Origin of the sequence: Micromonospora sp. NPDC047548, assembly GCF_040642975.1 — a bacterium.
GTDB lineage: Bacteria > Actinomycetota > Actinomycetes > Mycobacteriales > Micromonosporaceae > Micromonospora.
Genome location: NZ_JBEYTI010000018.1, coordinates 104,229 through 130,065, shown reverse-complemented (window position 1 = coordinate 130,065; position 25,837 = coordinate 104,229). Strand labels below are relative to the sequence as shown.

13 protein-coding genes are annotated in these 25,837 nt (G+C 69.7%); 1 reads left to right on the top strand and 12 read right to left on the bottom strand.

Going from position 1 to position 25,837, the window contains the following annotated elements:
- Positions 1-296: 296 nt before the first annotated feature.
- The 5 genes from ABZ807_RS19750 to ABZ807_RS19730 are packed head-to-tail and all read right to left on the bottom strand — an operon-like array spanning position 297 to position 5,908.
- A complete protein-coding gene (locus ABZ807_RS19750) occupies positions 297-1,784 on the bottom strand; it encodes an FGGY-family carbohydrate kinase (protein ID WP_357159660.1) in 1,488 nt (495 codons plus the stop codon).
- A gap of 9 nt (positions 1,785-1,793) precedes the next feature.
- A complete protein-coding gene (locus tag ABZ807_RS19745) occupies positions 1,794-2,906 on the bottom strand; it encodes an alcohol dehydrogenase catalytic domain-containing protein (protein ID WP_357159658.1) in 1,113 nt (370 codons plus the stop codon).
- Positions 2,903-3,910, bottom strand: coding sequence for an oligopeptide/dipeptide ABC transporter ATP-binding protein (locus tag ABZ807_RS19740; protein WP_357159655.1), 1,008 nt, complete (start codon positions 3,908-3,910; stop codon positions 2,903-2,905). Before ABZ807_RS19740 ends, ABZ807_RS19745 begins: the two co-directional genes overlap by 4 nt.
- On the bottom strand, positions 3,903-4,922 hold the full coding sequence (locus tag ABZ807_RS19735) for an ABC transporter ATP-binding protein (RefSeq protein ID WP_357159651.1): 1,020 nt from the start codon (positions 4,920-4,922) through the stop codon (positions 3,903-3,905). The genes ABZ807_RS19740 and ABZ807_RS19735 overlap by 8 nt, the downstream gene beginning before the upstream one ends.
- 53 nt (positions 4,923-4,975) lie before the next feature.
- Positions 4,976-5,908: an ABC transporter permease gene (locus ABZ807_RS19730; protein WP_357159648.1), complete on the bottom strand. Its 933-nt coding sequence runs from the start codon at positions 5,906-5,908 to the stop codon at positions 4,976-4,978.
- A gap of 155 nt (positions 5,909-6,063) precedes the next feature.
- On the opposite strand from ABZ807_RS19730, the gene ABZ807_RS19725 reads away from it, so the two are divergent.
- Positions 6,064-7,326 carry an RNA-guided endonuclease TnpB family protein gene (locus ABZ807_RS19725; protein WP_357159645.1) on the top strand — a complete coding sequence of 421 codons (1,263 nt, stop codon included), beginning with the start codon at positions 6,064-6,066 and terminating at the stop codon, positions 7,324-7,326.
- Here ABZ807_RS19725 and ABZ807_RS19720 read toward each other — a convergent pair.
- The 7 genes from ABZ807_RS19720 to ABZ807_RS19690 form a co-directional block, all read right to left on the bottom strand.
- Complete coding sequence (locus ABZ807_RS19720) at positions 7,286-8,215, bottom strand: ABC transporter permease (RefSeq protein ID WP_357159642.1); 930 nt, start codon at positions 8,213-8,215, stop codon at positions 7,286-7,288. The genes ABZ807_RS19725 and ABZ807_RS19720 overlap by 41 nt on opposite strands.
- Entirely contained in the window at positions 8,215-9,294 is a 1,080-nt protein-coding gene (locus ABZ807_RS19715) for a LacI family DNA-binding transcriptional regulator (RefSeq protein ID WP_357159639.1), read from the bottom strand. Before ABZ807_RS19715 ends, ABZ807_RS19720 begins: the two co-directional genes overlap by 1 nt.
- Before the next feature lie 29 nt (positions 9,295-9,323).
- Complete coding sequence (locus ABZ807_RS19710) at positions 9,324-10,859, bottom strand: ABC transporter substrate-binding protein (RefSeq protein ID WP_357159636.1); 1,536 nt, start codon at positions 10,857-10,859, stop codon at positions 9,324-9,326.
- A gap of 46 nt (positions 10,860-10,905) precedes the next feature.
- Positions 10,906-11,235, bottom strand: a complete 330-nt coding sequence (locus ABZ807_RS19705; protein WP_357159633.1) for a hypothetical protein — start codon at positions 11,233-11,235, stop codon at positions 10,906-10,908.
- 21 nt (positions 11,236-11,256) lie between these two features.
- A complete protein-coding gene (locus ABZ807_RS19700; RefSeq protein ID WP_357159630.1) occupies positions 11,257-12,219 on the bottom strand; it encodes a DUF6772 family protein in 963 nt (320 codons plus the stop codon).
- Between the two features lie 991 nt (positions 12,220-13,210).
- The gene (locus ABZ807_RS19695) at positions 13,211-15,523 is read right to left on the bottom strand and encodes a hypothetical protein (protein WP_357159627.1); all 2,313 of its coding nucleotides are present in this window, start codon (positions 15,521-15,523) and stop codon (positions 13,211-13,213) included.
- A 71-nt stretch (positions 15,524-15,594) separates the two neighbouring features.
- On the bottom strand, positions 15,595-25,464 hold the full coding sequence (locus tag ABZ807_RS19690; RefSeq protein ID WP_357159624.1) for an RHS repeat-associated core domain-containing protein: 9,870 nt from the start codon (positions 25,462-25,464) through the stop codon (positions 15,595-15,597).
- Positions 25,465-25,837 lie beyond the last annotated feature (373 nt).

The following is a 25,837-nucleotide window of genomic DNA, read 5'->3' as shown; positions in this document are numbered from 1 at the left end:
GTGACAACACCCCCCAGATCATGGTCAACAGGGGGACTGAGTCATGCCGCGGCCGGTGGCCTGCAACCCCGGTTGGGGCTACGAAAAAGGTAACGTGGGGTGAACCGCTCGGCCACTCCACGCTGGTCGAGGTGCTCATGTGGGAAGGCGACATCGACACGGCGTGGCACGCCGCGCAGGTGTCTGCTGAAACTCCAGTCCAGCCCGCGAAGGTTGCGGTCACCATGGGCACTGCCTTATCGAGGTCCGAGAGCAAGGGCTCCCTGAGCCCCGACGCTCGGTTCGCGGCCCTGGCCTCACCCCCCCTGCTGCACGGCGGCCAGCTCGTGCACCACCTCCCGCGTCGTCCGGTACAGCGACTGGAAGTTCCCGAACAGCCGGTCGTACAGCTCCGACCTTCTCCCGTCCGGCACCACCGTTCGCGCCACCCGCGACCAGTCGGTTTCCGCCGGGACGAGGCCGGTGCCGATCGCGGCGAGTAGGGCGTCGCCGTAGCTGGCGCCGATGGTCTGGGCCGGCAGGATCTGCTCCCGGCCGGTGATGTCGCTGACCACCTGGGTCCACAGTCCGGCCCGCGCGCCTCCGCCGACCGCGACGATCCGGCCGGCCGCGCCGGCCGCCGTGTCGAGCAGGTCGATGATCTGCCGGACGCCGTAGCCGATGCCCTCGTACACTGCGCGGAACAGGTGGCCCCGGCCATGGCGCAGGGTCAGCCCGGCCACTACCCCCCGGGCGGACGGATCGAAGATCGGGGTCCGTTCCCCGGCGAAGTACGGCAGCAGGAGCAGCCCGTCGGCGCCCGGCGGGGTCGCCTCGGCCTCGGCGATCAGCTCCTCGAAGGGCACTCCCCCGGTCAGGCGCTGCACCCACTCGGTGAGCAGGCCGGAGGTGGACATGCCGGCGGCCAGCGTGTACGAGTCGGGTTCGACACCCGAGGTGGTCCAGAGCAACGGATGCGTCCGGGGCTGCGACAGCACCTGGACGAAGAACATCGTGGAGCCGTACATCAGCATCAGGTCACCGGGGTTGCGGACGCCGGCGCTGAACGCCTCCGCCCAGGCGTCCACCGTGCCGGCGCAGACCGGGGTGCCCGCCGGCAGTCCGGTCTCGGCGGCGGCCGCCGCGTGGATCGTGCCGGCCACCTGCGCCGGCCAGAGCAGTTCCGGGAAGCGCAGCTCAGGGGCGATGTCGGCGATCCGGTCCGGGCTCCAGCAGCGGGCCGCGATGTCGTACAGCGGATCGCACTGGCTGGCGCTGTGCTGGTCGAGCACGTACTCGCCGGTGAGCCGGGCCACCACGAAGGAGCTGGAGTTGTACCAGCGGGTGGCCCGCGCCCAAGCCTCGGGCTCGTGCCTGCGGGCCCAGAGCATCTTCGGGCCGACCGCCTGCGACGACAGGGCCGAGCCGCCCCGGGCGACAATGTCCTCGGCGCCGTACCGCTCGGTCAGCTCGGCGATCTCGGCGGTGGCGCGCATGTCGATGCCGTACAGGATGGCCGGTCGCACCGGCCGGACCTGTTCGTCGCAGAGCAGCAGACAGGGGCCGACGCCGCTGACGCAGACCCCGGCGATGCGTCCGCCCGCCGCAGCAGCGGCCAACTCGCGGCTGATCGCCACCACGTCGGCCCACCAGACCGCGTCGGCGTCCACCTCGGCCCAGCCAGGGCGGGGGTAGGAGACAGTGTGCGGGCGGGTGGCGGTTGCCACGATGGTGCCGTCCGGCCGGGCGAGGACCCCCTTGCTACTGGCGGTGCCGAGGTCGATGCCGATCAGGTAGTCGCTCACGGGTCGCACCTACTGCCCGGGAATGAGGGACACCTTGACCGACCGGGTGCCGTCGGCGACCAGGTCGAGCCCTTGCTGGAAGTCGGCGAGCGGGAGCTGGTGGGTGCAGATCCGGTCCATCGGCAGCGCGCCGGACTCCAGCATCCGGATCGCCGCCGGCCAACAGTGCGGGCCGAGGTGAGCGCCGCGCACGTCCAGTTCCTTGTCGTCGCTGATGATGCTCCAGTCGACCGTGACGTCCGAGCCGAAGACGCCGTACTCAACGTAGGTGCCGAGCTTGCGCAGCAGGTTCAGCCCCTGGAGCACGGCGGCCGGATGGCCACTGCCCTCCAGGTAGACGTCGGCGCCGTACCCCTCGGTCAGCGCGCGGACCACCTCCAGCGGGTCCTGCCGGGCGATGTTCACGGTGATGTCGGCGCCGCACGCGGCGGCGAGTTCGAGCCGCTCGTCGGACATGTCCAGGGCCACCACGTGCGCTGGTGACTTCGCCCGCGCCCCGGCCACCATTCCCAGGCCGATCGGCCCGCATCCGGCGACCACCACCACGTCGTCGAAGGTGATGCCGCCGCGTTCCACGGCGTGCAGCGCGCAGGACAGCGGCTCGGCGAACGCGGCGTGCGCCGGCGGAAGGTCGCGGGAGACCTTGTGCACCAGGGCGCCGGCCGGGAACACCATGTAGGACGCCATCGCCCCCGGGGTACGGCGCTTGAAGCCGTAGATGTCGTGCGGGGCGCACATCCAGTACTGGCCGCGCCGGCAGTACCGGCACTCCCAGCAGGGCACGATCTGCTCGGAGACCACTCTGTCACCGACCTCGACGCCCCACCGGGCGCGGGCGGCGTCGTCCAGTCGGACGATCTCGCCGACGAACTCGTGGCCCGGGACGACCTCCGTCTGCGCCCACGCCGGGCGGGTCTCGTCGCCCCAGAACTTGGTCGCGCCGTGGTAGCACTTGAGGTCACTGGCGCAGATGCCGACGGCCTCGACCCGGACCAGCGCCTCGCCGGGGCCGGGCACGGGGACGGGCACCTCCTCCAGCCGATAGTCCTCCGGTCCGTGACAGACCACTGCTCGCATCGTCTCGGGCACGCGTCCTCCTCGGTGTGGTGGTGTGGGGGTCATCCGACGATTCCGTACCGCGCGTCGGCCTCGGCGAAGTGGCAGGCGACCTGGTGCCCGGCCGCCCGGTCGGTGAGTTCCGGCTCGATCTGGGCGCAGCTGTCCCGCGCCTTGAAGCAGCGGGTCCGAAACCGGCAGCCGCTGGGCGGCGCGAGCGGTGAGGGCACCTCACCGCCGAGCACGATCTCCTCGGGCCGGTCGTGTCGCCAGTCGTCCACCGCCGGAACGGCGGACAGCAGCGCCTGGGTGTACGGGTGGGCCGGGGCGCCGAACACCTCGTCGGTGCGGCCCTGCTCGACGAAGCGGCCCAGGTACATGACCGCGACGGTGTCGGCAATGTGCCGCACCACGCCCAGGTCGTGCGAGACGAAGACGTACGACACCCCGGTCTCGGCCTGCACGTCGCGCAGCAGGTTGAGGATCTGCGCCCGGATCGACACGTCGAGCGCGGAGACGGCCTCGTCGCAGACGATCACCTTCGGTCGCACGGCGAGGGCACGGGCGATGCAGATGCGCTGCCGCTGGCCGCCGGAGAACTGGTGCGGTCGTAGCCCGCGTTGGCTGGACCGCAGTCCGACCAGTTCGAGCAGCCGGTCGACCTCGGCGTCCCACCGCTCGCGCGGCACGATCCCGGGGTGGATCTGCCAGGGCTCGCTGATCAGGTCGCGGACGGTCATCCAGGGGTTCAACGACGCGTACGGGTCCTGGAAGACCATCTGCACGTCCGGACGCAGTCGGCGGCGGGCGGCCCGGGAGGCGGTGGCCAGATCCACGTCGCCGAGCAGCACCTGGCCGCTGGCCGGCGGGAGCAGTCCCACGATGGTGCGGGCCAGGGTGGACTTGCCGCAGCCGGACTCGCCCACGATCCCGACCGTGCTGCCGGCCGGGACGACCAGGTCCACCCCGGCGACGGCCCGTACCCGCCGGCCCCGGGAGAACAGCCCGCCGGAGAGCCGGTAGTCGACGTGCAGGTCCTTGACCCGCAGGACCGGCGTGGACTCAGACATGTCCGCTCACCTCGCTGGCGTCGTTGGTCTCGGGCAGGTTCGCGCCGTCCCCGACGACCTCGTCGGCGAAGTGGCACGCGCTGGCCCGGGCCGGACCGACGGGTCGCAGCGCGGGCACCTCGGTCCGGCACCGGTCCCGAGCCATCGGACACCGGGGGTGGAAGGCGCACCCGGACGGCACGGTGCGGGGGTCCGGCGGCTGGCCGGGGATGGCCTCCAGGGCCGCGCCCGGCCGCCGGCGGTCGGGCACCGAGCGCATCAGCCCGACGGTGTACGGGTGGGCGGGCCGGGTGAGGACCTCGCGGTTCGGCCCGGACTCGACGACCCGGCCGGCGTACATGACGACCACCGAGTCGGCGGAACGGGAGACCACGCCGAGGTCGTGGCTGATCAGGATCATGGTGAGCCCGCGGGCCTGCTTGCGGGCGATCAGCAGCCGCATGATCTGCGCCTGCACGGTGACGTCCAGCGCCGTGGTGGGCTCGTCGGCGATGAGCAGCCGCGGTTGCAGCGACAGCGCCATGGCGATGATGACACGTTGCCGCATGCCGCCGGAAAACTCGTGCGGGTACGAGCGGGCGCGCCGTTCGGCGTCGGGGATGCCGACCTCGACCATCGACTCCACGGCCCGGTCGCGGGCCTCCCGCCGGCCCAGCCCGGCCCGGAGCCGGAACATCTCGGCGATCTGGTCGCCGACCCGGATGCACGGGTTCAGCGCCGACAGCGGGTCCTGAAAGATCATGCCGAGCTGCCGGCCGCGCAGCGGCTGCCATTCGCGTTCGGTCAGCCGGGCCACCGGTGTGCCGTCGAAGACGATGTCGCCGCCGCCGACGGTGACGCCCGGCGGGAGCAGGCCCATCATGGACAGCGCGGTGAGGCTCTTGCCGCTGCCGGACTCGCCGACGACCGCCACCGTCGTGCCCTGCGGCACGTCGAGGCTGACGCCACGGACCAGGTCCACCGCGCCGGCGCCGCGGCCGAGGGTCAGGCGCAGGTCGGTGAGGCTGATCAACGGTGCTCCGTCGGTCGGGGTGGGGGTGCCACCGTGCGGCGGTCGGGTGTATGTCACAGTGCCGCCCTCGGGTCGGTGTGGTCGCGGTAGGCGTCGCTGACCAGGCCCACCGCCACGACCACCAGGGCGAGGGCCACGCCGGGCAGGGTCGAGATCCACCAGGCCGAGGAGAGATAGTCACGGCCATCGGAGATCGTTGCGCCCCAGGATGCCTGGGTGACCGGGACGCCGAGGCCGAGGAAGCTCAACGACGCCTCGGCCACCATGGCGAGCCCGATCTGGGCGGTGCCGGCCACCAGCAGCGGCGCCCAGCAGGACGGGAGGATGTAGCGGACGAGGATCCGCAGGTGACCGGCGCCCACGACCCGAGCGGACTCGACGTACTCCAGGCCCTGGACGGTGAGCGCGGATGCCCGGACCACCCGGGCGAAGATCACCCACCGGGTCACCGCCAGGGCGATGATGATATTGGTCAGGCTGGGCCCGAGCACGCCGGCGATGAGGATGGCCAGCAGCACGCTGGGGAACGCGAGCTGGGCGTCGCCGAGGCGGGAGATCAGGGTGTCGATCCAGCCGCCGAAGTACCCGGCCAGCAGCCCCAGGACCAGGCCGGCGAAGCCGCCGATCAGCACGGTGGCCAGGCCGACGATCACGGAGACCCGGCTGCCGGCGAGGATCTGGGCGAGCAGGTCGCGGCCAAGTTGGTCGGTGCCGAGCAGCGCGACGCCCCCGTCCGAAAGCCGCGCTCCCGGCGGCAGCAGCCGGTTGGGCAGGTCAGTCTCGATGGCCGAGTACGGCAGCAGCAGCGGGCCGACCGCAGCGCCCAGCACGACGAGGGCGAGGAAGCCCAGGGCGACCCAGGCGCGGGGTGGCACCCGGCGGCGGGCCGGGGCCGGTACGGGCGGGTTCGCTTCAGGGGTGGGTGTTCCGGGGCCGGCGGCGGCCCGATCCGGGGCCTCCGCCGACGACACGGGGTTGAGGGTCATCAGATTCCTTCCGTGGATACCCCGGCCTTCAGGCCAGGGAGGAAGCGGAACCTCTGCGGGGCAGGGTAGGGGTAGCCGATCCGCCACTGACGCGGATGGGCGTCTGCCCGCACGCGACCGCATGGCTTCCGAACAGGTGTGCTAACGTTGGAATCTTGTCCAGGACTTTGAAGCGGGCCTTCAGGTACCGCTTCTACCCGACCGGCGCGCAGGCTGCTGAGCTGGCGCGGACGTTCGGATGCGTCCGGAAGGTGTACAACCTGGCGTTGACCGCACGGACCGAGGCTTGGACGTCGCGGCGGGAGCGGGTCGACTACCACGCCATGTCGGCGATGCTGACCGGATGGAAGAAGACCGACGAGTTGGCGTTCCTCAACGAGGTGTCGTCGGTGCCGTTGCAGCAGGCGCTGCGTCACTTGCAGGTGGCGTTCGGGAACTTCTTTGCCAAGCGTGCCGGGTATCCCACGTTCAAGTCGAAGAAGAAGTCGCGGCGTTCGGCGGAGTACACCCGCAGCGCGTTCCGATGGCGTGACGGCAAGCTGACCCTGGCGAAGATGGCCGAGCCCTTGGCGATCGTGTGGTCGCGTTCGCTGCCCGAGGGCGCGGCACCGTCCACGGTGACCGTGTCGCAGGACCCGGCCGGGCGTTGGTTCGTGTCGCTGCTGTGCGACGACGTGATCCCGCACGCCCCCGCGACCATCGCGGTGGTTGGGGTCGACGCCGGGCTGGACAGTCTGTTCACGCTGTCCACCGGGGAGAAGATCGTCAACCCCCGGCACGAGCGTGCCGACCGGGCCCGGTTGGCCCGCGCCCAACGGAACCTCGCCCGCACGGAGAAAGGCTCCGCGAACCGGACCAAAGCCCGCCTCAAGGTGGCCCGGGTGCACGCCCGGATCGCTGACCGGCGGCGGGACTATCTGCACAAGCTGAGCACTCGTCTCGTTCGTGACAACCAAACGATCGTGATCGAGAACCTGACCGTACGGAACATGCTCCGCAACCACCGCCTGGCCCGCGCCATCTCCGACGCGGCATGGCGGCAGTTCCGCACCATGCTGGAGTACAAGGCCGACTGGTACGGCCGTGACCTGATCACGGTCGACCGCTGGTACCCGTCCACCAAACTCTGCTCGACCTGCGGCATGCTGGCCGAGCACATGCCGCTGAACGTACGGTCGTGGACGTGCCGCTGCGGCGTCGTCCACGACCGGGACGTCAACGCGGCACGCAACCTTTTGGCCGCCGGGCTGGCGGTGTCTGCCTGTGGAGCTGGTGTAAGACCTCAACGGGAATCCTCCCGGACGGGGCGACCGGCGGTGAAGCAGGAAAACCCAAGGGTGACCACGGGAATCCCCGCCCTTCAAAGCGGGGAGGATGTCAAGACATGTGCTCCGGATTCAGCCGCGGGTCCAGCTTGACGTAGAGGAAGTCGACCAGCAGGTTCAGCAGGACGTACGCGACGGTGATCGTCATGATGGCCGCCTGGACCACGGAGTAGTCCCGGTTGGTGATCGAGTCGATCATCAGCGAGCCGACGCCGGGCCAGGCGAAGACGACCTCGATGATGACGGCGTTGGCGATGAAGTTGCCGACCAGGAGCCCGAGCAGGGTCACCACCGGGATCATCATGTTGCGGACGACGTGCCGGTAGAAGACCACCCGGCCGTCCACGCCCTTTGACCGAGCGGTGCGGACGTAGTCCTTGCCCAGTTCCTCCAGGACGCCGTTGCGGACCAGCCGGGCGAGCCAGCCGAGGAACGGCAGCGCCAGCGTCACCGACGGCAGCACCAGGGAGGCGACGGTGCCGTCGGCAGTCGCCGGCAGCACGTCCAGGGTGCGGGAGAAGATCAGGATCAGCATCACGCCGACCCAGAACGACGGCAGCGCCTGGCCGAGCAGCGTCGGCACGGAGATCAGCCGGTCGATCCAGGAGCCGGCCCGGCGCGCGCTGACGACGCCGAGGGGGAAGCCGACCACGAGGGTGACCAGCAACGCGCAGGCGGACAACTGGAGGGTGGCCGGTAGCCGGTCCAGCACGTTGGCGAGGGCGTCGCCGCCGAGCCGCCAGGAGTGCCCGAAGTCGCCCTGCAGGACGCCGTGCAGGAAAGTGGCGTACTGGCTCAGCAGTGGCTCGTCGAGCCCGAGTTCCCGGCGCAGGTCGGCCAGGTCGCTCGGGCTGGCCGACGCGCCGAGGATCAGCGCGGCGGGGTCGCCGGGGGCCACCCGGACCACGAGGAACACCACGGTCAGCGAGGCCAGAATGATCAGCAGAGCCTGCGCGAGGCGCTTCAGGACAAACCTGAGCATCAGCTGCTCCCGGGGTCGGCGGCAGCGGGCTGCCGGTGGGTGGAGGAGCCGCGGACGATCAGGTCGCCGGGAAAACTGATCCGGGCCCGGGGCGCTGCGGACCCGCGCCGGCCGATCCGGGCGACGAGCTGATCGACGGCGGCGGCGCCGACCTGTTCGGCGGGGAGTCGGACGCTGGTCAGGCCCGGGGCGAGGTACGCGGCGAAGGGATGGTCGCCGAAGCCGACGACGGCGACCTCGTCGCCGATCACCCGCCCCGCCTCGCTGAACGCGCGGTAGACGCCGAGGGCGAAGGAGTCGTTGCCGACCAGGATGCCCGAGCGCGGCGGGACGTCTGCGGCCAGGTGCTGGGCCAGCTCGTACGCCTCGGCCGGCTCCCACGGCAGTGTGTTGGCGGCGCGCCGCCGGGTCGGTACGCGCAGCTCGCGCACCGACTCCGGCGGCACCCCCCGTTCGGCCAGCGCCCGATGGAACCCGTCCACCCGAGCGCGCACCGTGGAGATCTGCAGGTCTTCCTCTAGGAGGTAGACCTGCTCGACACCGGTGTCGAGCAGGTGCAGGGTGGCCTCGTAGGCGCTCCGCTCGTAGTCGATTCCGACCAGGTCGCAGTCGAGTTCGGGCAGGTCCCGGTTGACCAGGACCATTTCCGTGCCGGCGGCCATCAATCGCCGCCAGTGCTCGACCTCCGGCTGCACAGGTACGACGAGGGCGCCGTCGACGCCCCAGCGGCGCATCGAGTCCACGGCCCGCAGCTCGTTGGTGTGGTTCTCCTCGGAGACCACCAGCAGCACCGAGTAGCCCAGCACGCTGCCACGCTGCTCGACGGCACTGATCATGCGGGAATAGAACGGGTTCGAGGGGTTGGTGATGACCACCCCGATGGTCATGGCCTGGCCGAGGACCAGTGACCGGGCCATGGTGTTCGGGACGTAGCCGAGCCGGTCGGCCTCGGCCTTGATCATCGCCCGGGTCGCCTCGTTCACCGCGCTCTTGCCGGCGAGCGCGCGGGAGACGGTGTTGACCGACAGCCCGACCGAGGTGGCGATGTCCTGCAGCGTGACGCGTCGAGGTGGATTCATGGTGACGTCGAGCGGCTGCGAGGGACCGCTCAGCCTCCCATCAGCACTGTGGACAGATCCGGTTGGTTGCTAGGTACCGGCGTGAAGCCCCGCACCGTGTCCCGTACCGCGTAGGCGGTGGTGATGGTCGCCGGGAAGATCCCGACGGCATCGTCCCAGATCGTTTTGCACGCCTGCGCGTACAGGGCCTTCCGCTCCGCCTGGTCCGACGAGCCGCGCGCCTTGGCCAGCAGTTCGTCCAGCGCGGGGTTGCGGTAGCCCATCCGGTTGGCCTTGGAGGTGTAGAGCCGGCCCAGGGTGAAGTCGGCGTCGCCGGTGGTGACGGTATTCGTCTGCAGGTCCATGTCCCAGTCGAGCTTGTTGAGCCGCTCCAGCCAGGTCGCCTTCTCGACCTGCTGGGCCTCGACGATGATGCCCACCTTGGCCCAGCTGGCGATCATCGACTGGGCGAGCTGGGAGATCAGCGGTCCGCTGGTCGCGAACCACATCATCGAGGTGGTGAACCCGCTGGCCAGGCCGGCCTCGGCGAGCAGTTGCCTGGCTCGGGTCGGATCGTAGGCGTATGGCTGCTGCGGCGCGGCGCCGAAGACGGTGGACGGGATGGGCGCGTCCATCACCGTCGCCGACTCCCCGTACAGGTCGCGGATGATGTTGCCGATGTCCACGGCGTGCCACATCGCCCGGCGAACCCGGGGGTCGGTGAAGGGCTTGCGGGAGCAGTTGAACCAGTTGAGGAAGTACACGTAGCTGGGCACCCGCTCGACCTTGACGCCGCTCTTGCCGGCCACGTCGCGCACCTGGTCCGGCGGCACCGGCCAGAACGCGTCCACGGCGCCGGTCAGCAGCGAGGTGATCGCCGTGGAGGTCTCCGGGATGTACGGCAGGTCGATCGCCGGGCTCTTCGCGGCCTCGCCCCAGTACCTGTCGGCCTTGACCAGCCTGAGCTTGGACGACGGGGCGAAGGAGTCCACCCGGAAGGGCCCGCTGCCGACCGGCTTGCGGAAGAACTCCGGGTCGTCGAGCCGGTTTCCCGGCGGGATGAACAGCAGGGTGAGGTTGACCAGCAGGGTGCCCAGCGGCCCGTCGGTGCGGACAGTGACCGTGGTCGGGCCGGTCGCCTCGGCCGACTTCACCGACGCCCAAAGGGCGGAAAGGTTGGTGGTCTTGCTGGTCGCCTTCTTGATCGAGGCGACCACGTCGTCCGCGGTCAGCTTGGTGCCGTCGTGGAACGTCACGTCGTCGCGGAGTTCGAAGACCCAGGTCTGCGGGTCCGGCCGGGTCCAGGACTTGGCCAGCGCCGGAGCGTACGTGTCGCCCTGGCGGCGTACCAGGGTGTCGAAGATGAGCCGGCGCGCCATGAGCGCCGGCTCATCGACGGTGGTGTTGGCGCTGAGCGGGTCCAGGTCGGTGATCGGCTGCGCGAAACAGACCTGGAGGGCCGCCTTCGCCTTCTCCGCGTCGCCGCCGGCCACCCCGCAGGATGCCAGGAAGGCGCTCGCCGCTCCGATGCCGGCGACGGTCAGGAAACGCCGGCGGTTGATGGTGGTGGTGGTGTGATTGTCCATCGCCTTCTCCTCAAGGGGTAGGCCATCGGCGACGCGGAGGGCGTCGTCAGGCCTTCAGCGCGAGATAGATGAGGGTGGGAACCTGGGTGTCGGCCGCGTCGCCGTGGACGGTGACGCGCAGCCGCAGCCAGCCGCCGAACTCACGGGTGACCCAGGTGGACACCCCGGTCGCGTCGACGGTCGTCGCCGGCTCGTCGAGGTCGCACCAGTACAGCCCGTCGGGGGAGACCTGGACGGTGCAGTCGAACCCCCGCACACCGGCCGGCAGGTCGAGCACCCGCAGGAACCAGCGGGCCTCGCGGGCCCAGGCCACTTCGTACGGTTCCGTGGTGTATTGCGGTCCGGTGATGCCGTCGCGCTCGAGGACCGCGGTCATAGAATTGTGCATAAAATTGGCCTACCAATCCGTCGAGATAACGACGGAGTCGAGGTACACGAAATTGCGGACGTTGGTGTGCGTGCGCACACTCACGTAGAAGTTCAGAAGATTGTTGAGCGACCCGTACTCCTCGCCGTACGGCGGAACGGGGACGTCGGAAAGGTCCATGACCCGGTCATTGACTTGAAGTTCGACGTTCTTTCGGGTGCTGGTGTCGATCACCCAGCGCAGGTAATGCCAGTTGACCTTTGTCGGCACCTCGTTGTAGCACAGTTCCTGCGGCTCGCCGACCGGGCTCCAGTCGTCCGGGTTCGGGGCGGTGAAGTCGGCCATTCGTGGAAGCTTGAGCTTGCCCTCGAAATGCTCCCGGGGCGTCGGCTCGGGGACGGTGGGGTAGACCCACTGCTGCTTCAGGTTGTTGTCCAGGTCGGTGTTCAGGTAGCGCATGACGGTGTGGTACCGGGTGCCGTCGCAGATGTCCGTGGCGACGGTCAGCGCGCCGAACTGGGTCTCCGACGGGTGGAAGTTGGCGTCCCACCCGGCGCTGCCGGCCTGCTCGTCGGCCCGGTTCTCGGTCGACGCCGCCTCAGCGTTGTAGGAGAAGTACGTCTCGAACTGGACCTTTCCGCGACCGGCCATGGTGAGCCGACGGATGGCCACACCGGTGTGGCCGGTCAGCGGCTTGGTGGCCACCTTCAGCGCGTATGTGCCGGACATGGCGCCGTGCGTGCCGATGTCGAAGAAGTTGCACGCACTCAACTGCGGCGGGCGGAAATCGCGCATGTGGTCGTCGACCACCGATAGGTCACCCTTCTGGTCATGGTTGCCGATGAGTTCGGTCCAGCCGTGGGTGCCGGTGTTGAAGTCGTCGTAACAGAGGATTCTCGGCAGCGGGTTGAATCGGGACAGCCGCACATCCGAGGCCAAATTGGCCCGGCGGATCTGCTCACCGATGTCAACGGTTTCAGGTGCCTGGGTCACACTAACTCCGCTCGTCACCATTAACGTTAATGTAGCTCTTACCGACGGAGCGGCATTAACGTTGAGATTGCCCATAGGTTACGGGCGTCGCACATGGGTGTCAAGAGTCGAGAAATGCTGCTCGAGGCGACCGGCGGGGTGTGCGGTCACGGTCCATGACACCATCGGGGACGGTGCGTGAAACATCAGCCCGACTCGTGGTCGGGTGTCGGATTCGTCCAACGGTCGGGCCACCTGGAGAGCGTTCGGTCCTAGGCCCTGAACGCCGGCCGGGAGCCCGGGGTCCGGGGCCGGCCTCCGCCGGCCCCGGACCCCGGACGAGGCCGGTACTCCCCGGCACCTAGCCGGCGACGGCGTACATCTCCTCGAAGCTGGCCCGGAGTGCCCGCCCTTCCCACTCTCCAGCAGCAGGTACTTGGAGTGGATGCGGCCGGGCAGGGCCGCGCCGTTGAGCTCGCGCAGGGAGATGTTCGGGTGGGCCGAGAGCAGGGCGTAGACCTCGTCGTTCATCAGGCCGTACACGATACGGACCTGGCAGCCCTGGGTCGGCCAGCTCCACGATCCGCTCCGCGATCCCGATCCGGTAGGTGTCCCACTCCGACATGCCGATCCGGATGGTCGCACCCGCGCCACACCCGATGCCGGCCAGCTGCTCCACGATCGGGTCACCCTCGGCGCGGGGATAGAAGAATGCGGTGCCCGCCACCTGCGGCACGTCCTACCTACGTACGCCGCGCACTACAGGGTCACGACCGAGTTTTGAAACCCCACAGCTGCCACGCCCACCCGCGCGGCAGAAGGCCGAACTGTGCAGCGGTCAGCGTCATGCCCGGATCGAGGATCCGGCCGGTGTCAGCGTCACACCCCCGGTCGCACCGGTCGGGTAAGGGCCGGGATGCGCATCCGCATCCCGGCCCTCGTCCCCGTCTCCGGCCTCGCAAAGCCACCGCCGGGCCTCCGCACCCGGTCGCCGGCTATCCGACGCCGGAGGTCACATACCGCTTGCCTGCAGGTCGTAGATCCGCGAGGCGCCGTTGAAGTTGCGGAACGCGACCAGCCACGCCTGGTTGTTCACGTTCCGGTAGGACATCGCCGTCGGATCGGTCGCCGCCGGATCCGAGACGTCGACCCCCTTGGTCCAGTTGCCCCAGGCGTTGGTGCCGGTCGCGGTCTCCCAGACCTGGTAGATCTCGTTGGTCGTCCCGCGCACGACCACCGCGAGCCGACCCCGGCTGGGGTCCATGATCGCTGCCGGTGCGCCGGCGGCCGGTACGACCTCGGCGTCCGGGGCGAACGTGCCGATCGACTGCCAGTCCTCCGGCCAGACGCCGTTGACGTCCTGGAGCTTTGCCACGATGGAGCCGTTGGCCGCCCGCACGAACACCTGCAACTGGTATCCGGGACGCACGACCACCGCGGGTACGCCGGTCAGGCCGGTGCCACCCAGGTCCGTCCACCCCGACAGTGATCCGTCGTGGTAGTAGAGAACCGACTTGACGGCGCCCTGGCCGTTACGTGCGAAGACCCGCAGCCCGTCTCGTACGGCCACCACGCTGACCTGCCCGGTCAGGTTCTGGTCACCCAGGTTCCGCCAGTACGGCACCGCACCGGCCTGCGCGTACGCCCACAGCTTCCCGTCGGCGTCGACCGCGAACTGCACCACCGTACCGTCGGCGAGCTTGCCGGCGGCCGGTGGCGAGGCCATCGAGCCACCGAGGTCGGTCCACGCGTTCCAGGCGGGCCCGCCCGGAGCCGTCTGGCTGATGGACCAGATGTCGCCGTCGCGATACTGGGCGGTGACCTGGATCCGACCATCCGCGAGCTGGGTCAGCGCCGGCTGACCGGAGAACGCCTCGTTACCGGAGATCACCGTCCACTGGGTGGAGTTGAAGTTGTCCAGGTCGCTCTGGTGCCCGTAGACGACGCGCCCGGCGTTGTCCACGTAGGCGTACTCGATGGTGCCCGCCGCCGCCCCGGTCAGCGGGGCGGCCTGGAGCACCGTGGTGGGGGTGTCCTGCGCGACCGGCACCGCCGGCAGCGGGTCGGCGTACCAGCCCTGGAGGTCCACGGCGAAGTGGGCGGTGCTGGAACTACCGTTCCGGATCCGGATCTTGCCGTCGGTGCCCGGCTTGATCACCAAGGCGTTGGTCCGCCACGTGCCGGCCTTGAAGTCCATCACCGTCAGCGACGCCTCGGCCTCACCAGCCGGCCACACCTTGAGGTACCCGGCCGCCGCCGGGGTCACGGTGACGGCGATCGCCGCTCCGGCGATCCCCCTGGTGGGCAGGCCGTTGGTGCCACCCACCTGCACGTCGAGGATGCCGTTCGCCGCGACGGGCACCCCGGCGCCCACGTTGCGCGTGTTGATCAGCCGGTTGGCCACCGGACGCAGCCCGGCCCCCTGGGTCGGGGTCTTGGTGAAGTAGCCCTCGACGTTGAACATCAGATGCACCGCGGCGCTGCCGTTGTTGGTCACCGTCACCCGTCCGTCGGCGGGCAGCGTGAGCACCGCACCCGACTGGGTGCTGCCGACGACGTAGTTCAGCAACGACCGTGTGGCATAGCCAACCGGGGTCATCGAGAGCGAGCCCGCCGCCGTGGCTCCCGGCACGCCCACGTTCACCAGGGCCGCCGCCGAACCGGCCGGCACCAGGCCGCCGGTGATGGTGATCGTCCGGCTGCCACCGGCCGCGATCGCCCCGGTGGTGGTGCCGAGCCCGCTACGGGTGTCGACCAGCCGGGTGTGGGCGAGCGGCACGAAGCCACCGCCGGTGCTGCCCAGTGTCGATTTGAAGTACCCCTGCACCTGGACCACGATGTGGGTCTTGCCGGCGTTGTTGTATACCGACATCTTGCCGTTGGCGCCGACCTTCACCACCGCGATGTTGGAGATGTCCTCGCCGGTCCCGGCGGAGAGCACCGTCCACGATCCGGGGCGCGAGATGCCGTCCGGCCACATCTCCAGGAAGGTCGCCGCGGTCGGGTCGACCACGGCCACCCGGGTCAACACGGCGCTCACTCCGGAGGTGGGGATACCGCCGACGCCGAGCACCGGGAACGTGGTGGTGCTCGCCGCGCCGCGGACGCCGGTCGTGCCACCGGCCCCGTTGCGGGTGTCCAGCACCGTCGCCTGCGGCCCGGTCAGCGGAACATAGTCTCCGCCACCACGGGCCGCGTCGGCGTACGCCACGGGCCCGTGCGGCACGGCCACCGCCGGCACCACCAGGCTCAGCAGGGCCGCCATCACGACGGGTACGCGCAGCGCGCCCCATCTGCGCCGCCCGATTGTCACTGTTCTGGACAATTCATTCTCCTTGACCAAGGTTGCAGGAAGATTGTGCGAGGGATTTCGAGAGCATGCCGCCGCCTCGGCTCTCAGCTTGGCGGCTTATTGACCGGCCAGGCATCGTGGTGGAGGTTGAACCCGCAATAGCCGACCGCTCCCATTGCGAGGCCCGCTCCAACCGCGGCTACTTCCTTCCTGTTCTTCGGCAGCAGGAGCATGGTGGTGCCGGTGCTCATCAAGACCGGACCCAGGCCCACTCCGAGGCATCGGAAGGCCGCACGACCACGATTGAGACGTATGTATTGGTACGTGTTGGTGCGAGCGATCGACCTAACGACCGCACGGGGCGTCGAAACGGCTCTGACACCGCCGCGCCAGGCGGCACCGCCCACAGCACTGCCGCCGCGCCAGAGGGCACCGCCCACAGCACTGCCGCCGCTCTTCAGGGCACCGCCGACGGCACTGCCGCCACTCTTCAGAGCACCGCCGACGGCACTGCCGCCGCTCCTGAGAGCACCGCCGATCTTCGCCCCGACGCCGGACAGGCAGCGCCAGTCGATGTTGTGTACGAGCAGATCGGCGTCGCCGGCCACCACGTAGAAGGTGTGCACGGTGTCGACGGTGAGGTTGTAGACGCTCTGGTTCCGCGTCCGCGTATGGGTGCTCAGCACGGTGACCGTGGCCTGCCCGGTGGTCTCCACAACCGAGCCGGGCCGCAGGTCCCGGGCCTCGACCCAGCGCTGCTCGGTCTCCACCCAGAATGGGTGCCCGTCGGTCGCCGTCACCGTGCCGGTCTGATCGCCGGTCTCGCCGTCGGTGTCGACGGTGATGTCCGTCAGGTTCTTCTGGCCCGAGCCGGTGATGACGTCGGTCACCCGCCGTGGACCGGTCCGTCCGGTGGTGGGATCGGTGGCCTGCACCTGGTCGCCGATCCGTACCTCACTGATCGGCTTGGTGCTGCCGTCGGCCATCCGGACCTGGGTGTCGGCGGTGAAACTGTTCGGGCTTCCCGCCACCGCCGCGCAGGCCGCTCCGCCCGCCTCCCGGCCACCACGGACGAGCCCCGGGATGGACTTGGCGCCGTACTTGATGCCCTTGCCCGCCACGCTCAGGACCCGACCCACCGGTAGGACATTCAGTGCGGTCCAGCCGCACGCCGCCCAGTCCCCCTCGGTGAAGCAGTCGACGGCATCGTTCACGGCGTCCTCGATCAGCATCCGCCCGATCCGGCCACCCGGCGCCAGCACATTCTGCACCGTCGACTCACACGCCATCAGGTCGCCGCTGGCGCAGTCCTTGGCATCCTGGTAACCGAAGTGGTCGCCGATCGACTTGAGCTGGTCGAGCCAATCGCCGCCCGAACCGGATCCACCGGACCCCGCTCCCGCGGCGGAAACGTTGCTGACGACGGATCCCGCCTTCTGCACCGCGCGTTGATAGATCGCGTCCGTGCCCCGCCGGGCGTCGTCGACCCCGTCCCGCGTGGCGGACACCCGGCCGGCGGGCACCGACGGCGACGAGGAGACGATCTTTCCGCCGGAGAGGTTCGGCACCTGGGCCTGCCCGCTCACCGCCCGCGGCACGTTCCGGGCGCGGTACGCGTTCGCGCTCCTGGCGGCATCGCTGCGGTTCTTGGCCCGCTGGTACGCCGCCTGTTGAGCGGCCCGACGCTCGGCTTCCGGGTCGTAGCAGGCACCACAACTGCCACCACCACCACCGCTGGCCGCCGGGCCCGGGGCGTAGGAGGGGTAGGTGGTCCGGGGTCGCTGGCTGGACTTGCCCTTTCCCTTTCCGGCCCCCCTCTCGAGCGCGGACGCCTGGCTACGGATGGCGTTGGCGAGTTCCAGCGGGGACTGCGCGAAGAGGTAACAGAAGAGGACGCTCTCGCACGGGTACAACTCCCCCGACGGAGTCGGGTAGTGCCCGTCCAGGTCAACGAAGCCCAGCGGGTTTCCCGCGCCGTAGGTGTAACGGTTGGCGAGGACCGAATCCCCACCGGAATAGTCGAGGTCGTCCCGGGAGGAGAAGCCTCCGGTGCCGGGGTTGTACCAGCGGGCCCCCATGTCCACCTGGCCGGTGCTCTCGTCGGTCCAGTCCCCCTGGAAGCCGAGCGCGCCGGTGTCACCGCTGCGGGCGGTGACCTTGCCGAACGGGTCGTAGGCGGTGGAGTCGGGAAGCTTGTTCAGAGTGGAGTCCGCCGGATCGAACCCGCCCACCACGTCGCCGTGCTGGTCGGAGAGGGAAAGCCGGTTGGTGCCGCCCTTGCCGGTGGCGAGCAGTTCGTCGCCGGGCCCCCGGGCGTAGGTCTCGGCGCCGTCGGAGACGATTTCGTCGTCCAGTCCGGCGTACCTGAACCCGGTACCGTTGCGCGATGCGACCCGGTCCAGGCCGTCGTAGGTGTACGACTGTCCCGCGGCGTCGACGAGTCGGTCGAAGGCATCGAACGAGAAGTGCTCGGTGAGGCCGGCACTGGTCCGGGAGCGCAGGCTGCCTCGGGCCGAGTAGGTGTAGGTGTAGTCGCCGTCGGCGAGTAGCCGGTTGCGTTCGTCGTAGCTGGCGGTCTTCGGGCCGGCCTTGATCCGGTTACCCGAGTCGTCCCAGTCGTAGCCGATGGTGGCGGACCCGGTCAGGGTCTGCCCGGTGATCCGGCCGGCCTGGTCATAGGTGTAGGTCTGCTCACCAGCACCCGCGGTGCCGGCGGTGGTCTCGCGGAGCATCTGGTCTGCGAGGTTGTAGCCGTACGTGGTGGCGGTGACGGTCTGCCCGGCCGCGTTCTTCAGCTCGTCAGAGGACGGCCTACCAAGGTCGTCGTAGCCGAAGGTCCGCTTCCTGCCGGCACCGTAGTCGACGGACTTGGTCGCCCCCGCGCTGTCGTAGCCGATCTGCTGGGTGGCCCCGGTGAGCCCGTCGGTCACCGAGGTCAATCGGCCGCTCGCGTAGCGGTATCCGGCGGTGCCGGCGGTGTCCACCCGGCTGGTCAGGTTGCCGTCGGCGTCGTAGCCGAACTGGGCGGGACCGCTCGGCCCCGCCGTGCTGATCAGGTTCCCCCGGTCGTCGTAGGCGTAGGTGTTGGTACCGGCATCCGCGTTGACCCGGGTGACCTGGCCGGCGAGGTCGTAGCCGATGGTGCGGGCGCTGGTGCTCGCCTCGGCGCCGGCGCCGGTCTCGCCGACGAGCTGGTCGGCCGCGTCGTACGACAGCTGGCGGAAGATGCCGCCAGGTGCCGTCAACCGCACCTGGTTGCCGTTGGCGTCGTAGCCGGTGGTCCAGGTCCGGTCCGCCGGGTTCGGCTCGGCCGTCGTCGCCGGCTCGATCAACGACTCGGCCAGGCCGAGGCTGTTGTACGTGACGATCGTGGCGTTGCCCCGCCCGTCGGTGTAGCGGGTGCGGTTACCGGCGGCGTCGTACCCGAACGTGGTGGTGATGGACTTCGTGCCGGTCACCGGCTCGACCTGCTTGACCAGCCGGTCCCCCGCGTCGTACATGTAGGTCCTGGTCACCTGTAGCGGGTCGGTGTGGGTGACCAGGTTCCCCGCCAGGTCGTAACCGTAGCGGGCGGTGCGCAGCACGGTCCCGTCCGACTTCAGGTCCGACTGGGTGACCATCCGGCCGAGCAGGTCGTATCCGGTCTGTTGGGAACGGCCGAGGCCGTCGCTGGACCGCACCTGGCGCCCGACGGAGTCGTAGCCGAACTCGGTCGGCACACCGGCCGGATCGGTGGACCTGATCAGCGCACCGACGGTGTCGTAGGTGTTGACCACGGTCGCTCCCGAAGGCGAGACCGCACTGGTGACGTTGCCGGCGTCGTCGTAGACCATCCGGGTGGTGAAGCTCGTGGCCACCGGAAGCCGCTCGATCTGGGTGCCGGTGACCTGCCGGTCGAGGTCGTCATAGGTCGCCTCGGTACGAGCCCCGGTCGGATCGGCCGTGGCGAGCAGCTGGCCGGTACGGGTGTAGGTGAAGGTCGACGTGGCCCGCTCGTCGTTGGTCGACCTCGGCTCGTCCAGCCGCACCAACCGGTCGAGCTGGTCGTAGGTGGAACGGGTGACGTTGCCCTTCGCGTCGGTGACCTGGATCGTGTTGCCGTTGCCGTCGTAGCTGGCCCTGGTGACCGGGATGATCGGCTCCAACGCACCCGGCGGGGCGTAGCTGGGCCCGGTCGCGTTCACCAGGCGGCCAACCCGGTCATAGGTCACGCGGCTGACGTTGCCGCTGGCATCCCTCGCCTCGGTCTGCCCATCGAAGGTGTCGTAGCCGAACGTCGTGGTCGGTGTGACGGTCCGCGCCGCCCCGCCGCCGCTCTCGGCCGCCACCGGCGCACCGACGGTGCTCACCGCGCGGCTGAGCTCGTCGTAGCTGGCCGTGGTGGTGAAGGCGGCCCGGTCCGCGCCGGTGACGTTGCCGCGCGGGTCAGTGGCCGAGACCTGCAGGCCACGATCGTCGTACCCATAGCTGGTGACCTGCCTCGTAGTCCCGTCGCTGATGCTCTGCTCGATCACGTTGTCGTTGTCGTCGTAGCGGTAGTCGACCACCTGGGGGGTGGTGGAGACGGCCCACGGCACGTTCGACGCCTTGCCGGAGTTGGTGACCTGGATGACATTTCCGTTGCCGTCGTAGCGGTAGGTCTCGGTACGGGCGAGCCCGCCGGGATCGACCACGCTGGACGTCAGATGCCCGTCCGGGTCCACCGTCCGCTGGGTGACCAGCCGGCCGTTGTCGGTGACCTGCCTGGTCAGGTTGCCGGCGCCGTCGTAGGTGTTCTCCCCGACCACGAGGTCGCGGGTCGTCCCGTTCGGGTTGTGGAAGTTCTTCAGGACCGAGCGGCGCAACAGGCCGTCGCCGTAGTACTCGTGCTCGACCCGGCGCCCCATCGCGTCGGTCTCGCTGACCTGACGGCCGGCGAAGTCGTACGAGTACGAGCTCAGCACCAGGTAGTCACCGGTGCCGGTGCCCGGCGCACCCTCGGGGTCGCTGCGCCAGTCCCGCAACCGCACCTCGGCGAGGCTGTTGCGGGCGGTGTAGGCGTAGTCGTACCGGTTGCCGTTGGCATCCGTCTCCGAGGTCCTGTTGCCGAACGCGTCGTAGTTGTACGTCGTATCGTTGCCCTCCGCGTCCGTTATCAGGACCGGCCGGTTGTGCTCGTCGTACTCCCTTCTGGTGACCCGGGCCGGATCGTTGCCGAGCACGTCGGCGAGTTCGATCGCGACCAGGTTGCCGTCCGCGTCATAGGTGTTCGTGGTGCGCTGCTGGTGCTTGACTCCGCTGACCGCGTTGGTGGTCACCGGACCGGTCTCGGTCAGCCGACGGGACATCGCGTCGAAGGTGCGACCGACCGACACCCCGGACGGGTACGCGTCGGAGGTCGCCTTGACCGAGACCTGCCGGCCGATGGCGTCGTACCGGTACTCGGTGACGAACCCGGTCGGTTCGGTGACCCGGGCCAGGTCGCCGTTGGCGTAGTAGGCGTACGTGGTGACATGGCCCCGCGCGTCGGTGCTGCTCGCCGGCAGCGCGGCCGGTGGCGAGCCACCGCCGAACGCCGCCTCGGCCCCGTTGGTGTACGTGTTGCGGACGACGTTGCCGCCCGGCGTGGTCTGGGAGGTCACCTGCCCGGTGGAGTGGTAGGTGTAGCTGGTCCGGTAGGTGTTGTCGGTCGCGCTCGCCGACCGGCCGTCCCGGGTCTCGATCGGCAGGTTGTTGCGCGGGTCCAGCGGGTTGCTGATGGTGGTCGGGTACGTGGTGTAGCTGGTGTGGCACTCGGTCGAGGTACGGCAGGACTTCTGCGACGTCATGTTGCCGCGGTCGTCGTAGGTCATCGTGACCGAGTCGCCGTTCTCGTCGATGACCTTGATCAGGCCGCCGGTCGCGTCGTAGAAGAACGACCGGATGCTCATCCCCTCCGCGCCGTAGCGGACGAAGACCGGGCCACCGGAACCGCTCGGGATGACGGTGCAGAAGGCCGGGTCGTTCGGGTCGGGTTTGGTGCAGGTCTGCACCGGGGGCGGCGGGGACGGGGTCGGCTCGCCCGGCGCGTCCTCCTCCCGGGCCTCGATCCCCAACGGCATGCCGATCCGCAACACCCAGCCGCCGAGCGCGTCGTACTCGTAGAGGCTGGGACGGTTGGCCGGGTCGAGCACCTCGACACTGCGGCGCAGGTCGGTGTCGTCGCCGTAAACGGTCGGGGCGCCGATCTTCCAGGTGCCACCGTTTCCGTCGGTGGATTCCTTGACCCGGCCGGTGTGCACGTCGTAGGTGGCCGTCGAGGCGACCTTGCCGCTGGGCAGCGTCACCTTGCTGAGCTGGTTGGCCTGGCCGACGGCGGCCCGGTAGTGCGCGGTGACCGACGCCGGGCCGAGCGGGCTGGCGTAGATCGCGACCTCGTCGATCGCGCCAGCGTAGGAGCGTTGCGCGGTGCTGCCCCACGCCGGCCACGATCCCGGGGTGGTGGCGTAGGCCGCGCCGATCTGGTTGAAGGTCAGCAACGAGTGCTCGATGGTCTTCCCGGTCAGCTCACCGGCCTTGACACCATCGAGGTAGAGAGTCTGGGTGGCGCCCATCGAGGACAGCACGGCGTGGTGCCATCTGCCGTCGTTGACCGCCGCGGCCGAGGTGATCGGGCTGATGGTGTCGGTGGCGAACTGGCCGCGGAGCCGGCCGTCGGTGCCGACGTACAGCACCGGCGCTCCGGCGGTGGACGCCGAACCGATCGCCTTGTCCTGATAGCCGAGCAGCGGTCCGCCGGTGCCGGTGGTCGAGGACTTGAACCACAGCTCGACCGCGCCGTCGCGGGCCTTCTTGACCGTCCCCTTCGGCAGGTCGACGCGGGACGTCGTCCCGTTGAAGGAGGTCGCGGTGTTGGTGGTGCCGACCAACGGGCTGGCCGTGCCGAGGGTGACGTTGGCGTAGGTGCCGGCGTCCTTGCCGAGGTTGACCGCGACCTCGCTGCCGGCGCCGGTGCCCTCGGCCTCACCGAGCCGCCAGTACGACTCCGGTCGCGAGTCCAGCACAGTGCCGCGGTAGTGCGAGCCGGCGCTGTAGTCGTACGCCGTGCAGTTGGTGTCCGGGCCGCACACCCTGCTGAGCAGGTCACCGATGTAGGTGTAGTTCCAGGTCAGCGGCGCCGTCCCGACGGTGTCGGTCCGCACGCTCGCGACGTGGTTGCCGGACCAGGTGAAGTTCAGCGCCCGGCCGGCGGTGTTGGTCTGGCTGTTCGAGACCTGTGCCTTGAGCAGCTTCCCGGTGCTGGTGTCGTAGCTGAGCACCACCGAACGCGCGGCGACATCGGTGATCCGGTTCAGCCTGCCGTTGAGCGAGAACTGGTAGGTGGTGCCGGACGCGTCGAGCAGCTTCCAGGAGCTGGTGTCGACGGTCAGCGTCACCTGGCGGCCGAACGGCGGCGAATAGCTGCCGTCGGCGTTGCGGCCGAACCGTGCCGCCTGTCCGTCCGGATAGGTGACCACGACGTTGCCCGAACCGTCGTCGTCGGGCACCAACTTCATGTCGTATCGGCTCGTCCACCCGGCGCCGAAGAGGCCGTCGCGGCGCGGGTCCACACTGTTGTAGGTCCGGACCACCCGCAGTTCGGGGCCGACGGTGGCCACCGTGGCGTCCACTGCCGCGGTGGTGTAGTTGCCGGACGCGGGGTCGTACTCCTGGTCCTGCGCGCCGTATGGCGCGGTGGCGATCCGGGAGGTGATCTCGGGTTGCGGCACCGCGGTCAGCACCGTCGTGTACGGCGAGGCGACCTCGGTGGTGGCGTCCTTGACGAAGGCCCGCCACAGGTACGCCTTGCTCCAGCGCAGCCGGCCAGCCGGCGGAGTCCACGCGGTCTTGCTCTGGTAGCCGGAGTTGGTGCAGTTCACCGGCTTGTCGGCCGCGTCCCGGTCGCAGACCTCGAACTTGAACTGCAACGTCACCTTCGGCGGCGCGTCGATGTCGATGGCGCGCGCCCACAGTTGCGGGGTCAGCGTCGGGGCCTGATAGCCGTTGGGCGGATACAGCTCCTGCACGACCGGCGGGATGTCGAAGACCTCCAGCACCAGCCGGACGGGCGGTACCTGCTGGTCGGTGAAGACCGGCCCGCCGGACTTCACCATGGTGAAGTCGAGGAAGTACAGGCCGGGCGGCATCGCCTTGATGGTCGCGTCCAGGGTCACCCGCCCGTTGCGGGCCACCGTGGAGGTGAGGTTCGCCGCTCGCTGCTGGGAGACCGACGCACCGGTCTTCCCGTTGTACAACCGGTAGGCCAGGTAGTAGCCGCCGGGTGACCAGGCCTCCGCACCCTTGTTGGTGACGGTGACCTTGATCTTGCCATCCTGGTTCTGCAGGACGACCGGGTTCGGCGACGGATTCGGGATCGAGTAGGTCGCGTTGTACGGGCTGTGCGTGACGTACAGCCGGGGCGGGTTGGCGGTGCTTGAACCGGCGAACCGCTTGCCGGAGAGCGCGTCCGACGCCGAGGCCCGCAGCGACAGGCCGTTGTTGGCCTGCTCCCCGTTGACCCATCGCTGCACCAGATCACGACCACCGACGCCGAGATTGAACAGCTCACCCGCCGTCGGGCAGGCGGACGACGACTGACCGAACGCGATGTGACCGTGCGCGAACGACCTGCTGCTCAACGCGGCGCCGACGGCCGGACCCGGGTACGAGTAGCCGGAACCGGCGGTCCACGCCCCGGTCACCGGATGGACGCTGACCGCCCGCGCCTTGCACGAGTCGGCGTCGTAGTTCACCGTCCAGAGCTGGGCACCGAAGATGGTGTGGTACTGCAACCGGCTCGTCAGGTCGGTGAACTTGAGGTACGAGGCGGAGTCCGCTCCGTCCACCGTTCCGACCAGTAGTTGCGAACCGCCCGAGGCGGAACTGCCGCCCTGCACGTACATACTGGATCCGGCGGCGCCACCGTCCACCGGCAACTGCACACTCGGATCCACCAGCACCGGGTACGTTCGGTCCGGGCTGCGCAGCCAGGCGGCATCCAGGGTGACCTCGAGTGCCCGCTCGTCACCGTTGGTGACCAGGCGGTAGGCGACACCGGTCGACCGCGCCGGGCCGCTCCCGGAGTCGACCATGTCACCGGGTGGGATGACGGCGCGGGTCGCCCCGGCGGCGTCGGTGAACACCACCTGTCCGTCCACCAGCCGCGCGGTCAGCCCCTTCGTCCGCAGCGGGAACAGGTACGACGTGGGGGTGTCCGGGGATTTCAGGACCAGGGTCTCCTTGACCCCGGACGGGCGGGACTCCAGCCTCAGGTCGACCCGGGGCGCGACCTCCGGGTAGGTGAGCGTACTTCCGTCGACCCTGGCGGCGGCGCGGGCGGCACCGGCGAGGTTGAAGGACACCGCGTGATCGGCGTCGACACCCAGCGTGGCCAGCTCCGGCGCGTCGGCCGTGGCGGCGAAGCGGACGTCGACCTCGGCGGCTGCGTTGTGCCAACCGGTGCGCGGGTCATCCGCCGGGATCAGCCGCGTCTCGATCGGCGCCAGCGTGCCGTCGGCGGTCCGGTAGTTGATCGGGTCCACCGAGAACTGGGTGGTCTCGGTGCCGTCGGAGTTGGCGTACACGCGCTCGTTCGCGCTTCGACGCTCCGGCAACTCCCGACTGGTCGCCTCGTCGAACCCGCGGACGGCAGCCGCGGCCGGGGTCCGCACCGAGGCGTTGTTGGTCGCCTTCTGGTCCCAGACCACCTTCGGATAGCGGGCCTGGATCGTGTCGGGCAACGTCCGGTTCGCCGGGGTGGTCCTGCGCTGGTCGGCTTTCTCACCGGCGCTGCCGGCGGCCGTGCCCCACTGCTGCCGGGGCGCGGCTGTCACGCCCCGCTGGTGACGCTCGGGTTCGCCGGGGGCCGGCCTCGGCAGCCCGCCGACGCCCTCCCCCGCTGCCCCACCCAGCACCGCCAGCGTGACGCCGACGGCCACCAGCTTGGTCGGACCAGCCGTCCACAGCAGACCGAACAAGCCCGTTGACCGTAGAGCCCGCTTCTGCGACATGCGCCTTCGCACCTATCTCTCCTGAACAGCAGAGTGCGCCCGCCGGATCGCGGCGGGCACCGGGACCGGTCAGTGAACTTCCATGCCGTACGCCACGGGCGTCCGGCCGAGGGGCCGTCGGCGGCTCCGACATTCACCGGATTCAGCGCGAACGGAATGGCTGGTCAGCGCCGGAAGGAAAGCGGCAGCATCAACGGCCACGAACGAGCGGAAGGTATTCATGAATTGTTCACCTGACGTTCCGGGTGCGTCGCGCCGGGCGCATACGGCCAGGTCAGCCAGGGTGTAGCGGCACGGATCCCGCGAGCAGAACCGCTGTCGCACTCGCGTCCTCCCACCA